At 39.1% G+C, this 15,649-nt stretch carries 12 protein-coding genes and 1 pseudogene; 8 read left to right on the top strand and 5 right to left on the bottom strand.

Annotation, left to right across the window (positions count from 1 at the left end; translation table 11 throughout):
* The first annotated feature begins 131 nt into the window (after positions 1-131).
* Positions 132-2,213, top strand: a complete 2,082-nt coding sequence (locus tag PISS_RS15935; RefSeq protein ID WP_058155598.1) for a TonB-dependent hemoglobin/transferrin/lactoferrin family receptor — start codon at positions 132-134, stop codon at positions 2,211-2,213.
* 293 nt (positions 2,214-2,506) lie between these two features.
* Here PISS_RS15935 and PISS_RS15940 read toward each other — a convergent pair whose 3' ends face one another.
* Both PISS_RS15940 and PISS_RS15945 read right to left on the bottom strand, forming a co-directional pair.
* Positions 2,507-3,115 carry a hypothetical protein gene (locus PISS_RS15940; RefSeq protein WP_024602442.1) on the bottom strand — a complete coding sequence of 203 codons (609 nt, stop codon included), beginning with the start codon at positions 3,113-3,115 and terminating at the stop codon, positions 2,507-2,509.
* Between the two features lie 259 nt (positions 3,116-3,374).
* Entirely contained in the window at positions 3,375-5,450 is a 2,076-nt protein-coding gene (locus tag PISS_RS15945; protein ID WP_058155601.1) for a TonB-dependent siderophore receptor, read from the bottom strand.
* Positions 5,451-5,611: 161 nt separating this feature from the next.
* On the opposite strand from PISS_RS15945, the gene PISS_RS15950 reads away from it, so the two are divergent.
* From PISS_RS15950 to PISS_RS15975, 6 genes and pseudogenes are all read left to right on the top strand, one after another.
* On the top strand, positions 5,612-6,238 hold the full coding sequence (locus PISS_RS15950; RefSeq protein WP_013462798.1) for a fused MFS/spermidine synthase: 627 nt from the start codon (positions 5,612-5,614) through the stop codon (positions 6,236-6,238).
* Complete coding sequence (locus tag PISS_RS15955) at positions 6,225-7,121, top strand: spermidine synthase (protein WP_058155603.1); 897 nt, start codon at positions 6,225-6,227, stop codon at positions 7,119-7,121. Before PISS_RS15950 ends, PISS_RS15955 begins: the two co-directional genes overlap by 14 nt.
* A 71-nt stretch (positions 7,122-7,192) precedes the next feature.
* Positions 7,193-7,905, top strand: a pseudogene (locus tag PISS_RS15960) (glutamine amidotransferase-related protein).
* Positions 7,906-7,996: 91 nt separating this feature from the next.
* Positions 7,997-8,473, top strand: a complete 477-nt coding sequence (locus tag PISS_RS15965) for a MarR family winged helix-turn-helix transcriptional regulator (protein WP_024602437.1) — start codon at positions 7,997-7,999, stop codon at positions 8,471-8,473.
* A 2-nt stretch (positions 8,474-8,475) separates the two neighbouring features.
* Complete coding sequence (locus PISS_RS15970) at positions 8,476-9,540, top strand: HlyD family secretion protein (RefSeq protein ID WP_036983582.1); 1,065 nt, start codon at positions 8,476-8,478, stop codon at positions 9,538-9,540.
* Between the two features lie 11 nt (positions 9,541-9,551).
* Positions 9,552-10,601 carry a DUF2955 domain-containing protein gene (locus tag PISS_RS15975; protein ID WP_058155605.1) on the top strand — a complete coding sequence of 350 codons (1,050 nt, stop codon included), beginning with the start codon at positions 9,552-9,554 and terminating at the stop codon, positions 10,599-10,601.
* A gap of 119 nt (positions 10,602-10,720) precedes the next feature.
* Here PISS_RS15975 and arfB read toward each other — a convergent pair whose 3' ends face one another.
* Entirely contained in the window at positions 10,721-11,134 is a 414-nt protein-coding gene (arfB, locus tag PISS_RS15980) for an alternative ribosome rescue aminoacyl-tRNA hydrolase ArfB (protein ID WP_028834645.1), read from the bottom strand.
* Positions 11,135-11,296: 162 nt separating this feature from the next.
* Between arfB and PISS_RS15985 the strand changes: the two genes are divergently transcribed.
* The gene (locus PISS_RS15985; protein ID WP_058155607.1) at positions 11,297-11,626 is read left to right on the top strand and encodes a hypothetical protein; all 330 of its coding nucleotides are present in this window, start codon (positions 11,297-11,299) and stop codon (positions 11,624-11,626) included.
* On the opposite strand, the gene PISS_RS15990 is transcribed toward PISS_RS15985, so the two are convergent.
* Entirely contained in the window at positions 11,613-14,831 is a 3,219-nt protein-coding gene (locus tag PISS_RS15990; protein ID WP_058155608.1) for an SPOR domain-containing protein, read from the bottom strand. The two genes, PISS_RS15985 and PISS_RS15990, sit on opposite strands and share 14 nt — an antisense overlap.
* Positions 14,832-14,834: 3 nt before the next feature.
* On the bottom strand, positions 14,835-15,602 hold the full coding sequence (locus PISS_RS15995) for a fimbrial biogenesis chaperone (RefSeq protein WP_232311369.1): 768 nt from the start codon (positions 15,600-15,602) through the stop codon (positions 14,835-14,837).
* Between the last annotated feature and the right edge of the window lie 47 nt (positions 15,603-15,649).

The following is a 15,649-nucleotide window of genomic DNA, read 5'->3' on the forward strand; positions in this document are numbered from 1 at the left end:
CTCCGATTTTATTTTTTAGTATTATAACTATTTTAATCTAAATGGAAATGATTATCATAATCAATTGATCTTGTTTTGGGTTAGTTGTACCATTTAAAAGTAAATAATAACTATTATCATTTGGAGTGGAGATGAATCCCTTTTCTTTTAAATTTACAGCATTAGCCTCTTTGTTAATTAGCTCTGGTAGCGCACTGGCCGAAAATGTTATTGACGATCATATTGTGGTTAGTGGCTCTCGTTTTGAACAAAAGCTAGAAGATGTGACTGGCTCAGTAACGGTTATTACCGAACAAGATATTGAGCGTCAACTCGCTGTAGATTTACAAACGATGTTTAAATACGATCCAAGTATCTCAAGTACTGGCAGTGGCGCAGGCGCGCAAACATTAACTGTACGAGGTGTTGGTGGCAACAGAGTTGTTTTTATTAAAGATGGAAGACGCACAAACGATGGCTACGCTGGCGGCGGCGGTTATTTAGTGGGTCGAAGCTACTTTGATGTTGCGGGTGTTAAACAAGTTGAAGTTGCAAAAGGGGCGGCATCATCGCTATATGGTTCTGATGCACTAGGGGGAATTGTAGTAATAACAACTAAAGACCCGAGTGATTATTTAGTGGATCAACAAAGCTTGGTAAAAGTAGCGTTAGGCTACCAAGGCCAAAGTAATCAGGTTGCTGCTGATATTACAGCAGCAAAAGATTTAGGTGACTTTGCTATTAGCGCTGTTTATAGCCATCGCGATAGTGAAGAAGTACAAAATTACGTTGAAGATTTACCAGGTTACGATGCCCGCTCGGACGCTTTGCTGCTTAAAGTTGAGCAAAAACTTGATGAAAAACGCACCCTTAAATACACCTTAGATTACTTTAATCAAGCGACAGAACAAGTAATCACTCCATCCATTCAAGAAATCGAAGACGAAGACACAAATATCTCATTTGCACTCGATTATGATTCAGATATGGCAACCGCTATATTTGATAAATGGTATGGGCAACTATCTTATAGTCGATACGAGCAACAAAGTGACCAAATAACCGCAGCTGGAAATTACATCGATTATAATGACTACGGGTTTGAACAAGATATTTTAGGCTTAAAAGCGGTATTTAGTAAGGAAGTTAAAGGAGTAAATACCGAGCATGAATTTGTCTATGGAGTAGATATTGATTTATATGATACTACTCGACCACGCTTAAAAACCCGTGTATTAAATGATGGTACTGTTGATTTTACGAATGAAAAACAAAAAGCATTTCCTGGCGCCGATACTTCTTTAGTTGGTGTATATATGCAAGACAGTATTAAATTTAATGAGACTGATTGGTCGTTAGTTGCGGGTATTCGTTACGATTATTATGCACTTGAAGCAAAAAAAGATGCGCTATACGCTGACATCGAGCTTGATGATATTACCGAGTCTGCGTTTTCACCAAAGCTGGGTGTGATTTATCAGGTAGACGATAATTTATCTTGGTATGGGCAATATGTTCGAGGCTTTAAAATACCGCCACATGACCAAGCTTATCAAAGCCATGGTGTTGAGCCATTTTATCAAATATTACCAAACGCAGATTTAGACCCTGAAAGCAGTGACTCATTCGAGATCGGATTAAGATACGCAAGTAGCGATATTAGTGTAAATCTAAGTACTTTTTATGCTGCCTATGATGACTTTATCGAAACAACAATCGCGGGTGTTGAACCAACTTATATTCCTAATGTAAATAAAACATTTTACCAATATCAAAATATTAGCGAAACCCAGATCAGCGGTGTAGAAGCTGGTATTGCTATGTATGTTACCGACGATATTTTATTAGAAGCCAATGTTGCTTACGTAGATGGTGAAAACAAAGATTCTGACCAGCCACTCACTAGTATTAGCCCGTTAAATGGTTCTATATTAGTAAGCACTGAGTTTGGCAATGTTAATTGGACCGCTGCTTGGCGTTTAGCTAAGGCGCAGTCTGATGTAGTACTTGATACTAATGGTAATAAAACAACACAAGGTAACGGTTATGGTGTTGTTGATTTATATGCAAATTATCAGTGGCAAGCATGGCAAATGAATGTAGGTTTACTTAACCTACTCGATAAAGAGTACGTACCGTTTGAACTTATTGCTGGTCAATCCAAAGGTACTGATTTTAGCCAATATAGCCAACCAGGACGTAATGTTTCGGCTCGGATAAGCTATCAGTTTTAATTAATATTAAAAGTTGTATATATACCAATCGGCATAAATATCTGAATAATTTAACGGATTGAATTTTTTTATGTTTAAGCTGATTGGTATATAAAGCACTAGAAAACACTGCGTATTGCACCATAGTGTAAAGGGGGTTTACGTCTCTATAATTTTTGTACTGCTCATATATTTCAATAGCACTATGCATACATTTTCAAAAGAGTGCGTTTAAATCAATATTGGTTTACTAAAGGCACTTATGGCATGCGTATTCAACACGAGAAACCTAAGCTAATTATAAAAAGGAGGTATCAGCTCGAACAGGTTACATCACTCATACCAAAAGTATGCGTTAAACCATCAGAATTTTTATCAATTACTATCAGATTATTCTTTTCAATGTAAAACGTGTATTCGCGCATCCAATTGAGTTTAGCAATTCGCTTTAGCTCATAACGGCCAAATGCTAGCGGGCAATTTAAATACGCATAATGATAGGCTTTCCCCATTGCCCCAGGGTCTGCGGTATAAATATAAATAGTACGATCAGTAAACGTGTTTTGTTTGTGAATATAATCAGGCGTTGATAATGAAGAACCATTGACTAAAATCCCTAAACACAAAAAAGGAATTTGTATTACACCGACTAATGTAAGAATGATATAGAACAACCACTGGGCTATTTTATTTTTAATTATGCTTTTAATTTTTTTAGGTTTGGTGAAAAGCAGTATTAAACCCGTAATTACCAACACTAATTTTATATAAAGTAGATTATGGCTTAATGTATCCATAAGCCGTGGTGAGTGCCAATTTAACCCCCATAGCGCTCCCCCGTGCATGCTTTCTAGGAATGGTAACAATAAACATGCAGAAATAAGAAAAATAATTAACGAGCTATTATTGCTGCTTGTATCCATTTATTTTTGTCCTTTAAATCTAACCGGAGTCGCTGTATTTTAGTGTGATATTTATAACATGTTTTATAATACAGCGTACCTAAAATGTCATAATGCAGACAGCTATTTTATGATATGAAAGTGACTGTAAAGGGGGTTAACAGCGGCTATGTATTATACAAAAAAATAAAAAAGCGCCTTAACCACTACATTAAGACGCTTTGGATGAAAAACTATAAATAACTAGACGTTAAAATAGCTAATCGGGACTATGAAATTGTTAGAATTGATAGGCCAATGACATCTTAAATTGAGTAGGCGCACCGGGGTAAACCCATAATGCGTTGTAGCTACTTTGAGCATATTCTTCATCAAAAATATTGTTAACACTGATATTTAACTTGGTGCGCTCGGTTAAGTTTACCTGCCCAAAAATACCAACTAGTTGATAACTCGGTAAGTTAAATGTTAAATCGGCGGCATCGCCTAATCGTTCACTGGTGTACTGATAACTAGCCCCTAGCTCAAGCTCTTTACCAAGCAAGGCTGTTTGATGGCTAAGCGTTAGGTTTAAGTTATTTTTAGGCACATTGACTAATGGGCTGCCTTTTTTTATTGGCACGCCCCAATCAGCATTTATTATGTCGTTTGCCGTACTGGCATCTATATAAGCGTAAGATAAATTAAACTTTGTATCATCAGTAATGTAAGTACTTAAATCGAGTTCAACACCTTTACTGTTTGCTTTACCAATAGGCGCTGAAAAACCAACGTTTACAGGGTCGGCTACTAACATATTACTTTTAGTGGCATCAAATAATGCTAGGGTTCCCGTTATGCCTTGGTAGCTAAATTTAGCGCCTACTTCAAATGAGTCACTGTATTCAAAGCCAAATGGGTCGCCACTTGCATCTGTGCCACTTAATGGTAAAAAGCCTTCAGAGTAACTGCTGTATAAGGTTACAGCGTTGTTTAGCTCGTATAATAAGCCTATTCGCGGGCTTACCTGGCTCTGTGAGCTACTTGAAAGCACAGCACTTTTGGTTTCTAAAATGTCTTGATCTACGCTATCGAACCTAAGGCCAACTAATAGCTTAAATTTATCAGTCAGATCCATTTGATCTTGAACGTATATACCATAAGCATCTTGTTGTTCGTTGTTTTCGTAGAGTAAACCTACTTCAGGACGCGCAACGTTATAATTAGGTTGATAAATATCAATTGTGTAGGTGCCGTTACCGCCGCGATAACGATAAAGTCCAGTGCGTAAGTCGTATTTGTATGCATCGGCTCCCATTAATAAATGATGGGTAATTCCTGCGGTATCAAAATGCCCGCTTAGCTCAAATTTAAGGCTGGTATCATCAACTTCATAATCGCGGTAGCGCTGTTGGCGGGTAAGTGTGCGGCCATCATCGAATAATGATTGGCGCGAGGGTGCAAGTTCAGCATCAGACGAAAACCCAGTTAGTGTAGAGCTGCGGTAGTTTGCGCCTACAACGAGTGACCATTCATTGTTTATATCATGATTTAAAGTCACTTGGTGACCACGAGAATATACTTGCGTGTCACCATCGTTTGGATTGCCTAAATAGCGCGAGTTAGGGACAGTATTAAAATTATCATTAAGTACAACAACCCCACGGTCAAATAGCTGGGCTAAATCAACGTATTCAAATTCATAAGTGATGCTGGTTGAAGCGTTTATTTGATGATAAATCGATGGTGTAACCACCTTTTTATGGGTGTACACCTCATCGCGGTAGCTGTCGCTATCTTGCCATGCGCCATTTATTCTAAATGCAGTGTTATCGTTAATGCCGTTTGTATAGTCACCTTCAACGCGATTAAAATTATCACGACCTAAGCTGAGCTTTAGCTCACCCTGTTGCTCAAACTGAGGTTTTTTGGTCACGATATTAACTGTACCGCCGGGCTCTGAGCGGCCATAAAGTGCGGAGCCTGGGCCTTTTAATACTTCAATGTACTCAATGTTTGATACATCACGAGGGCCGCTGAATCCGCGCCCACCGCTAAAACCATTAATTAAGTAACCCGATGGCATGTTTTCGTTACCCGATAATCCACGAATCGAAAAGCTATCCCATAATGCGCCACTGTTATTTTTACGTGAAATACTGGCAGAAAAGTCCAGCGCATCTTGTAATTGAGTTATTCCTTTTTGATCAAGTATCGCGTTATCGAGGGTTTCGATTGATTGTGGCATTTGCTTTTGAGGAATATCGCCTCGGTAAGCTTGTTTATATGTAACCGCAATTTTCTCTATTGGTTGATTTTGGGCAATGCTTTGTGCGCTTGCACTTAAGCAGGCTAAGTAAATTAATGAGTACTTCATAAAATGTTTTTGGTAACGTTATATTATAACTAAAACTATAGCATGTGTTACTTTATAACAAAATGTTTTTTTGCGCTCTATGTGTGCGTCTAATTTTTACACTAGCGGCTATACAGCTATCACGTTAAGATGGATAAAAATAACACAATAAGAACAATATAATGTTAACAAAAACAAATGCATTAATTTACTTTTTAGCCTTTAGCAGTGGCTTTAGTATTATGGGAATAGAGCTGTTAGGTGGGCGCATTTTAGCGCCTTACTTTGGCAGTAGCGTACATATCTGGGGCAGTATTATTACGGTATTTATGCTTAGCTTATCATTCGGGTATTTACTGGGAGGGAAGCTGTCTATTCGTCATCCTTCGTTGACCAAATATGGGTTAATCTTTTTAGTTGCCAGTATTATGGTGGTGCCCATTGCTTTGTTTGCTGAGCCAATTATGGCATTTATTTTTTCGCATATTGAAGACAGCCGCTACGGCTCGTTACTCGCCTCAACCGCGTTATTTTTTATACCCACCATTATTTTAGGCATGATCTCGCCCTACTCTGTACGTTTGCTGGTTACCAATAGTGAGCGCAGCGGCCAAGTGGCTGGCGGCCTTTATTTTGTAAGTACCTTAGGCAGTGCGCTGGGCACCATTATTACCTCTTTTTATATGGTACTGGCGTTTGATGTTAACACCATTATTTTAGGTTTTGCTGGTGTGTTAGGCACGCTTGGGCTAATTGCTATTAGCTTTGATAAACTTAAAGTGCGAGAGGTCGTTTATGCACAAGCTTAAATTATTGTTTATTAGTATAATGGCGCTGCTATTTTCAGCTCATAGTATGAGTAATGTGGTGCATAAAGAGCGCTCTTTATATCGAAATTTACTCGTTGAAGAAACTGGCGATTTACGCTGTTTAAAGTTTGATGAAAAAACCCGACAAAGCAGCCAAAGTTGCATGTACATTAGCGACCCTAAAAAACTCGTGTTTAACTACACTAAGCTGGCTTTTTCTAGTTTGTTACTGATTGATAACCCTAAAAAAGTGCTCATTATTGGTTTAGGTGGCGGTACGCTTTCTAATATGATTCATGAGCTATACCCAAAGGCACACATTGAAAATGTTGAAATAGACCCTGCGGTAATTAAAGTGGCGCGCGATTATTTTAACTTTATAGAAACCGATAACGTAACTGCTAAAGTGCAAGACGGGCGTATTTTTATTAAACGTGCGGCGCTTAAAAAACAGCAATTTGATTGGATTATTTTGGATGCGTTTAATGGCGACTACATTCCTGAGCACTTACTCACAAAAGAGTTTTTTGAAGAGATAAAAAGCGTATTAGCCGAAGGCGGAATTGTGGCTGCTAACACGTTTTCATCAAGTAAACTCTATGAACATGAGTCGGCAACCTATCATGCGGTATTTGGCGATTTTATTAATGTAACAGCCAATAATAACAGTAATCGTATTATTTTGGCTGGTTATAGCAATATCCCTACAGAGCAACAAATAGCACAGCGGGTGACGCAGCTAGCTCCGTTACTTGCTCCTTATGACGTAGATATAAAGGCAATTAGCCAGCGTATGTTTTTCACCAAAGATGGTAAAGATTGGCCAAGTGATACTAAGGTGCTGACAGATCAATACTCTCCAGCTAATTTACTTAATTTTTGATTGCTATTACATGGTCACTTATATCCGGTGGCCATTACTTATTAAAAAGATAATATTTTAAGGAAGCGATAATGCACATTCACTTTATTATTCATGAACATTTTGAAGCGCCAGGCGCTTATGAAGCTTGGGCTAAAATGAATGGTCATACGCTGTCTTAAACCGTATTTATTTAGCTGAACACTTACCACAACATGCTGATGATATAGACTTTTTAATTGTAATGGGTGGGCCACAATCGCCCGCTATATAGCTTGCAGAATGCGCCTATTTTGATAGCAAAAAAGAACAAGCCTTTATTGCCAGCATGATCACGGCAAACAAAATAGAGTTGGGCGTTTGTTTGGGGTCGCAATTAATTGGTGAAGCGTTAGGCGCGGCTTATCAACCTAGTCCAGAAAAGGAAATTAGTAAGTTTGCGATTACCCTCACTGATGCAGGTTTGAATCATCCGTTATTTAGCCATTTTGGCAGTGAGCTTAATGTGGGGCATTGGCATAACGATATGCCAGGGCTGACTACTACAGCCAGTATTATTGCCTATAGCGAAGGTTGTCCAAGGCAAATAGTCGCTTATAGCGATTTAGTATTTGGTTTTCAATGTCACATGGAACTGACCACCGAGGTGGTTACCCTCCTCATTGCCAACGATGATTTAAGCAATGCCCAAAACCATCGCTTTGTAGAAAATCCCGAAAAGCTCTTAAGTCATGACTATAGTGAAATGAACAATAAGCTTTATACTTTCTTAGATAAGCTTGCCGTACACTATTTATCTAAATAATACTTATTTACGTGAAGTTAAAATGCCAAATATTTACTTAGCCTGCTAACTAATGCTAAAATTTGCCGTATATTCACAAGTAAGAGTTCCTATGAGTAGCACTATTCCTTTTCATGAAACACTCGATTTAACCTTATGCGGCAATATGGGTCGAGTGCACCGCTTATGTCGAGAAGCGGTGACAGTGGCGGTTGAACCCTTAGGTTTAACTCAGTCGCGCTGGACGGCAATGATCCACTTACATCATTTACCTTTAGGGGCAACACAGCAAGCGTTGGCGACCAGTTTAGGTATTGAAATGCCCTCATTAACGCGCACCATTAAGCAATTAGAGCAGCAAAATCTGGTTATTCGACAAGTTGATGAACACGATAAACGTAGTAAAAAATTGTACTTTACCGATGAGGGTATAAAGTTATTAGAACACTTAAAAGAGCTAACAAGCGATATTAAACAGCGTTTATATGCCGGTTTAAGTACTGAGCAACTTGATGGTATGGCGCACAGTTTAGTGCAAATGGAAGAAAACGCGCGGCGTTGTATTGCAAGCTTATCTGGAGATAAATAAGTATGACACCTGATCAAAAATTTGCCCGCTACGTTAAAGTTTCGCTTGTTGGTTTTATTGTTGTCTTTTTTTATTATATTGTTGCCGATGTATGGTTGCCGGTTACGCCACAGGCACGGGTTTATCATCCGGTTGTGCAAATATCACCGCAAATAAATGGCCGTGTTACCGATGTTTTGGTCAGTAATAACCAAGCGGTTAAAGCGGGTGATGTATTATTTGAGATAGATAAAAACACCTATCAGCTGGCACTTGAACAAGCACAGCTCGCGCTTGATGATGCCAAACTACAAAATAAACGCCTTGATACCAATGTAAAAGCGTTGGAGGCACAAATAAGTGCAGCTAACGCTAAATTGCATGAGCAGCAGCTATTAAAAAAGCGTGGCGAAACACTTTACAAACAAAACTCTATTTCGGAGCAAGAGCTTGAAAGCATTCGTGCTAACTTTGCAGCAAGTCAATCTAATTTAGCTGCCTTTGAAGCACAGCTTGCTGAAGCTGTTTTAGCGCGTGGCGACTCGGGGCAAAATAATTTAGCGCTGCGCCATGCGGCCAATCAGTTAGCGCAAGCCGAGCTTAACTTATCCTATACACAAGTGCGTGCTTTAAGCGATGGTGTAGTGGCTAATTTACAGTTACTTGAGGGTTCCTATGCGGTTGCGGGTAAGCCATTACTTGCTATTGTGGCAAAAAAAGCAGATTTAGTGGCTGATTTTCGTGAAAAGTCACTATTAAATATGCAGCCTGGGAGTTTAGCAAAAGTAGTGTTTGATAGCCGACCTGGTGAAGTATTCGACGCTAAAATTGAAACTTTTGAGGCCGGTGTCAGTGACGGGCAACTTAGTGCGAATGGATTACTTAGCACCACCGAAACCAGCAACCGCTGGGTTCGTGACGCTCAGCGCCAGCGTATTCATTTAGTGCTACCAAATAACACTCAGCTTATAAATAATATGCCCAGTGGTGCGCGTGCCACCGTGCAGTTACTCCCACAATCGGCAATAGGTCAATGGTTGGGGTCAGTACAGATCCGCTTTATTAGTTGGTTACATTACATTTATTAGTGGGGCGAGTAATGACACAACATGTTAGCCAAGCGCCACAACTCGATTCAAATGGCTTACGCCAAGCGCTGCGGATTGCCGGTGGTTGCACTATTGGTTTTACTTTATGTAAGTTAATGAATTGGCCAAATGGGATATTTTTTACAGTTTACCCTATGTTATTACTGGGTTTAGTGCCAAGTATTAACAAAGGTGTGATCCGTCAATTTGTTGCCAGTGCTGCCTACAGTGCGTTTATTGTGCTTGTTTTGCAGGGCTTATTTTCACACTTGCCGGTGTTAATGACGCTCATTATTTTTGCCAGCTTTTGTATATTGTTTTACTTAATGAGCTCTGGCAGCGCGTTTTTATTTGGTGCGTTAGGTGCGGTGAGCTTATCGATTCAGTTGCACTTTGCCAGCCATGTTGATCAAGCAAGCAGCATTTACCCGCTTATTTTAAGTAATGGTATGGCTATTTTTATTACTATTATTATTGCGCTCTTGATGCATGGTTTGTTTCCTGATGTGACAGCGCGGCCCATGCGCGCTGTGCCACACAAGGACAAAGAAAGTATTCGTCACGAGGTGTTGCTATGCGCTAGCGTTGCGACTTTATCATTCGTAGTTTTTCAGGTACTTGATTTACAAGATTCAATTTCGGCGCAAGCGGCGTCTATTTTAATTTTGTTTTCGTTGTGTTTTAAGGCAGCGGGCACCGCAAGTTGGCAACGTATTATTGGTACACTGATAGGCTGTAATGCTGCTTTGGTTTCGCAGTTGTTTTTGTATAATCATACCGACGTTTTGCTTTTTCCGGTGGCTATATTATGGATTTTGTCTTTTATATTCAGTCGTTTTCATATTTTAGGTGGTGGTCCACCGGGTGTTGGGTTTGGGGTATTAACCACGTTTGGCATTTTATTTGGTCAGTCGTTAGGCCCAGGGCAAGATTTAATATACAGTGCTTTGTATCGATTTAGCTCGGTGGCTGTTGCAGTAACAGTAAGCTTAAGTGCAGTGTATGTAGTGCATCGAATCCTCAACCGATTTAGCGTCACCCGCCATCATACTTATGATTAAATTAAAGGCTGCATTCGCAGCCTTTTTTATACTAGCCTATTGCAAGTAAATGCAACGCAGTTAGCGCTGAAAATAGCTGCTTGAGATAGATTTATTATCCAGAGTTTAGATTACTTAAGTTATAGCTTGATATTACCGCGTAGGGCTTTGGTTTGGCCGTGTTTGGTTTTTTTGTCCATGCGTTTACGCTGTGAGTTACGGCTAGGTTTGGTGGCACGGCGTGCTTTATTAACTTTAGTCGCGCTTAAAATTAAATCTTTTAGCCGTTTTAGCGCATCTTCTCTGTTGAGCTCTTGGGTGCGATGGCTTTGCGCTTTAATAACCAATACCCCTTCTTTGGTGATCCTTGAATCTTTTAAAGCAAGTAATCGTTCTTTATAAAAGTCAGGTAATTTAGAGCGATTAATATCAAAGCGTAAATGTATAGCACTGGCTACTTTATTAACATTTTGCCCGCCTGCACCTTGTGAGCGAATAGCGCTGAGCTCTACTTCCCATTCATCTATGGTTACGGTATTTGAAATAGTTAACATAGTCCCCGCTCTTTTTGCAAAAAATGTATTATATCATCAGTACATTGACTTGTGGTGAATCAAGCGGTCATTGCTATTTACAGTCTAATATTTGTTAAATAAACACATAAAAACTAATTTATTCTACACTTACTATATTGCTTTTTAATTCGCTTTAATTATATGAAACAAATATCTATTTTAATGTTTTTGGTGTGTATGCTCGCTATTTCATTTGCTGTTTATGCTAAATCATCACAAACATTTAGTGCTGGTGTAATTGCACAAGAACAAGTTTATCCAATCAAAGTATTAGCTTTGGGTGATTTTCAGCGTTGCTTTGTTGTTGCTGCGCAAAAAGAAGATGCTCTGTATTCTGCGTGTTATATCAAAAAGAGCGCGCAATCGATTTGGGTTGCTGAATCTGCGGGAGCGCGTTGTGAAATAAAATGTGAGTCGCATTTAAACAGTGATGGCAAAACACAGGCGCAGTACTTTACTACTGATTTATAGTAAAAATGCTGTGCCAAGGTTTCTTTATCGCGGTGGTGAGCCCTTTTATTTGTTTAATCACTTGCGTATCACAAGCTGTTTGCTTTGCATTATGAGGTCCTGACAGCATCAAATAGTGGGCTTTACCTTTTATTGCTCGTACTGCTATGAACAGTGATGGGTTTTCTCTTAGCAGTTTTTTGTTAACGGATTTTTTAGAGGTATATGCACCATACTGGCAAAAATAAGTCTCAGTATTTTTGGTTTCCACATTGCTCCACTCTCCTATTTTTCGCCACTGTGGTGAGCCATATCGCCTTGCATCAACCATAAAGCTACCATGAAGCGCTGGTATTGAATAAACATCATTAATGGTTTGTTGTGCTTTAGCTGCATTGTTATATGGGCCTGCAACGAGGTAATAGCTATCACGACGTTCATGCTTATATAACTGCAAAGCATAGGCTGCTTTATCAATTTTATTCGCAACAGTAAGTGCCGATTGAAACTTTTTGAATACGCCTAATTGCACAAAATAAGGTGTTTGTTGGTTTGATTCAGCTGCTATTGTAGCTTGTTCAGTTAAGGTATCAGCGTTATTTGTGTATACAATAATATCTTGCAATATTATGGTATCGCCGCTTTTTTCAGTGATGACCTGCTCAGGAAGATTTTTTATAGTTATGTTTTCTGAGAGTTGCTCATTTTTTTCTATTTCAAGCATATAATTTCCTTGAGAAACATTGGGGAAATAATAATAACCATCATATTCAGTGACCGTTGAATAATGCTTTTCGCCGTCTTTTTCTTTAATTACAACCGTGAGTCCTGCGATAGGTTTACTCTTTTCATTGCTCGATAGATAAATAGTCCCCTCAACCTCGTTGTAGACCACTAGAGGAATATTTACTTTGGTTTGTCCGCCTCTATGAGCCAATGTTTTAATTTTTCCTAAAGAGGGCTGCAAGTAAGGATTAGACAACGAGCGTAAATTAACATCTAAAACCTGGCCACCGTAACTGCTTGGTAGCAAGACCTTTCCGTCATTATTGGTGTATTTATCTCGCCATAGGTAGTTGCCAGTAAAATTAACGTCTTGAATTGGCTCATCGCCTTGGTCAAAGATTTCATTTTCATTCCAATCTATGAACGAACTAACTTCTATTTGCCCGGAATTTAATGAGCGAGGAGTGTCAAAGTTAAAGTCTGCTTCTAAATGATCAAAACTAAATGTGCCATTTAAGCCTAAAGATAAGCGCCAATCTCCTTGATTATCAACTTGCCCTGATACTTGTATATTAAATATCTCATGGCGGTAAGTATATTGATGATTTAAAAGCGTACTTGCCGCAGAGTTAGACTGATACGTCAGCTGGGTTTGATTAAAGGTGCTTTGTGTTTGTGGCCAGCGTAAACTACTTCTCAAACGAGTGAGTTCTGCGCCATTATTAGCCTGCCAATCTAAGGTGTTGGTCCATTTCCAAGAGGCAATATCTATTGAAGAATAAAGCCGGTTTATTAGGTTATTTGTATCGTCATCATAAAATAGTTGGCTTGACCATGTTCCTGCGACATAACTTTTATTGATGCCTAATGAGAACCGATTTTTAGTGTTAGTATTTTTACGTACTTCATTGTTCCACCTCATATTCCAGTTAAGGGAGTTAAAAAAATCAGTGCGGCCATTGAGGCTCAGTGACAGCCTATTTTTGAGTGAGTTCTCTTTTGCTACAAATAAAGCGCTAGAAAAGTTATTAAGGGCACTGTATTCAACATTAACATTAATATCGTTATAAAGTTTATTAGAAAGTAGGCCTCTAAAACCGGCAAAATAAGCATAGCCAGCATCGAGTTGTTTTGTGGCTAAAAAACGGTAACTGCCGTGATCTGTAAGTGTGTTTAGCCCAGATGATAGATAGCTGCTGTTATTTTGTTCAGTTTGCAAATGAGTAATTTGAGCGTCATAAGTAATAAACTCACTAATGCCATAAGAGAGATTACTTTTAAAGGCATTACTCATCGCCGTTGAGGAGTTACTGGATTGATTAAAAAAGCTTTTATCTGTTTCTAAAAACTCCACCTGATAGCTTATTTTTCCGGGCGATAGTGCGTCTTGCCCTATTGTATATTTTTGAGTGCGTGTAATTTGCTCACCCTGTGAGCCAAAAAGTTTAATTTCAAAGATATTGTTGCCGTAAAAAGTTTCAACATCGGTAAATCGAACCAAATTTTCGTCGTTAGCTTGAGTCGTGGCAATAAATTGGCCATTTCGATGCAGCTCTGCTTGCCAGCCAGGTAGTGCCGGTTCTTCAATGGTGATAGTTGAAAAATTTTGTGCCGAATGCGGGTTAGCATTTGAAATATAAAATCCCCGGCCTTGGTTTGAGCTAGTAATAAGCTGATCTGACTGGGATTGAATATCTCCCAATTGGTAGTGAATGCGTGCCAGTGAGTGATCTTGTTCACTTAAGTTAAAGTCTTTAGTTATTTTTAAAAAGGTATTAGCGGTGTTTTCGTTTTTGTTGAATCGTAGTTCAGCTCGATGATGAAATAAGTCAAAATAGCTATTAAGCCTGAGTAGTCCCTTATAACGATTATTAGACGATTTATAGCTTGCTGATAGCGAATATTCAGACACGGGGTAGGTTAGCGCTTGGTATTGGTCGTCTATAAAGTGGTCGTATTGCAGTGCTTTGGACTTAATTTTTTTTGTAATACCACTCGTTACTTGGTTGTTATTATAAGTAAGCAAGTTACTAGAAAATGAAACCTGCATCAGTGAGTAATCAAAGCGCGAGTCGGTATTTAAAAGTGTATTTATAACAGATAAATCAACATAGTGGTCGTAGTCATCGACAGCCCACAATGAAACATTTTCTGAGGGGGCTAAAGTTGAGGAAAGCTCAGCATTCAGCACCTGCTCACTTGAGTCAACGTTAGCAGACAGTGTATTTTGTGACACGTTTAAGCTAATTCCCATGGTCGATTTCAGGCCGCTTATGGGAAGTAGCAACTTATTTGATTTTGAGTAGTAAGCTTCTAAGTCGGAGACAACTGAGCGCCCATTTACCCTGACATTTATAATCACAAAAGACTCCTCATCAATAGGCCATTGATAAAGAGTCGGTAACTGCTTTGCGATGATTGCTTTGGGTACAATTAACAGTAATGTACAAAGTAACAAGCGAGCCGTTATACCATAGTATAAGGCATTAATGTGTAGCATTTGTTATTTGATATTAATAGGGATCGCTAACTCGATTTTACCGCCGTAAAGCTCGTTTTCTTTGTAATTGAGTGTCACAGGCCCTGTCACAGGGGCTTGTAAAGTGATGTATACCTTGCGACGTGATAAAGGGGTATAAACCGCCACATTGGCTATTTCACCAATCATTACATTATTCTCATCGACTAATTCAAAGTTTCCATACACAGAGCGATTCCCTGTGAGTGTTTGCCAAAATGTTAGAGTCGGACGCCCATTTTGAGTAATTAATTGCGGGTTTATTAATTCTGAGTCAGCCTCTAATTGGCCATGACGAACAATAACAGGCACGCTGTAAGCAACTTTAGGTCTAATGCTTATTCCATCAATGTCGGGGTTTTGTGACTCAGAGGCTATGATTTTAAGCACCGCCCTATATTCGCCTACAGCAAGCTCAGCTTTTTTGCGAACGGTCATTCTGATAGCTTGCATCCCTTTTGGGGCAATAGTGCCGCGACGTGGAGAAAACCGTAGCATGTTTTTGGCAGAGCGTCCTTCAACTTGTTGCGGAGTAACATCTATAAGTGCTCCTTCTTCGGTCATATCTTTATGGGTAACAACAAGTTTAAAATCGAGATTTTTATTAGAGGTATTTCTGATAAGTAGTGAATTATTTTTAGTACGTCCATCAAAGTATAAACGGTATTCAGACAGCGCAAGGTTGGCACTACAAATTTCAGGTAGTAAAAGAGTTAGGCAAAGGGCGGCCCAACAAAAAAGTTTAAGAATCATGGGACAACTCAACAACATGATAATAAAAAGTGGAGCGCGATGCTCCA

The sequence above is a fragment of the Pseudoalteromonas issachenkonii genome (genome assembly GCF_002310795.1).
GTDB lineage: Bacteria > Pseudomonadota > Gammaproteobacteria > Enterobacterales > Alteromonadaceae > Pseudoalteromonas > Pseudoalteromonas tetraodonis.

Bases quoted from the DNA above. Each gene is read 5' to 3' on its own strand.
- PISS_RS15990 (WP_058155608.1), bottom strand. From the start codon at position 14,831: ATGCTACACATTAATGCCTTATACTATGGTATAACGGCTCGCTTGTTA.
- PISS_RS15950 (WP_013462798.1), top strand. From the start codon at position 5,612: ATGTTAACAAAAACAAATGCATTAATTTACTTTTTAGCCTTTAGCAGT.
- PISS_RS15965 (WP_024602437.1), top strand. From the start codon at position 7,997: ATGAGTAGCACTATTCCTTTTCATGAAACACTCGATTTAACCTTATGC.
- PISS_RS15975 (WP_058155605.1), top strand. From the start codon at position 9,552: ATGACACAACATGTTAGCCAAGCGCCACAACTCGATTCAAATGGCTTA.
- PISS_RS15945 (WP_058155601.1), bottom strand. From the start codon at position 5,450: ATGAAGTACTCATTAATTTACTTAGCCTGCTTAAGTGCAAGCGCACAA.
- PISS_RS15940 (WP_024602442.1), bottom strand. From the start codon at position 3,115: ATGGATACAAGCAGCAATAATAGCTCGTTAATTATTTTTCTTATTTCT.
- PISS_RS15970 (WP_036983582.1), top strand. From the start codon at position 8,476: ATGACACCTGATCAAAAATTTGCCCGCTACGTTAAAGTTTCGCTTGTT.
- PISS_RS15935 (WP_058155598.1), top strand. From the start codon at position 132: ATGAATCCCTTTTCTTTTAAATTTACAGCATTAGCCTCTTTGTTAATT.
- arfB (WP_028834645.1), bottom strand. From the start codon at position 11,134: ATGTTAACTATTTCAAATACCGTAACCATAGATGAATGGGAAGTAGAG.
- PISS_RS15995 (WP_232311369.1), bottom strand. From the start codon at position 15,602: ATGATTCTTAAACTTTTTTGTTGGGCCGCCCTTTGCCTAACTCTTTTA.
- PISS_RS15985 (WP_058155607.1), top strand. From the start codon at position 11,297: ATGAAACAAATATCTATTTTAATGTTTTTGGTGTGTATGCTCGCTATT.
- PISS_RS15955 (WP_058155603.1), top strand. From the start codon at position 6,225: ATGCACAAGCTTAAATTATTGTTTATTAGTATAATGGCGCTGCTATTT.